The organism is Citrobacter sp. Cy070, from assembly GCF_030332245.1.
GTDB classification, from domain to species: Bacteria; Pseudomonadota; Gammaproteobacteria; order Enterobacterales; family Enterobacteriaceae; genus Citrobacter; species Citrobacter youngae.
Genome location: NZ_JAOWIG010000017.1, coordinates 1 through 271, shown reverse-complemented (window position 1 = coordinate 271; position 271 = coordinate 1). Strand labels below are relative to the sequence as shown.

Annotated in this window: 1 tRNA gene; it reads right to left on the bottom strand. The window is 55.4% G+C overall.

Annotated elements, in window-relative coordinates:
* Positions 1–9 precede the first annotated feature (9 nt).
* Positions 10–85: transfer RNA gene (locus tag OGY19_RS01765), tRNA-Ala, on the bottom strand.
* Positions 86–271: the final 186 nt, after the last annotated feature.

Sequence of the window (271 nt, the reverse complement as noted above, 5' to 3'; positions counted from 1 at the left end):
CAGTAAAGATGGTGGAGCTATGCGGGATCGAACCGCAGACCTCCTGCGTGCAAAGCAGGCGCTCTCCCAGCTGAGCTATAACCCCATCGTAAAACTGTTTTCTCTGTTACCGTTAATTCGGTGTCGGGCAAGGCGTGGTGACACGAAGCATACTGAAGTATGCAAGCGTCGCCGCAACGCAGCACGGCAGCGAATTTGGTAGGCCTGAGTGGACTTGAACCACCGACCTCACCCTTATCAGGGGTGCGCTCTAACCACCTGAGCTACAAGC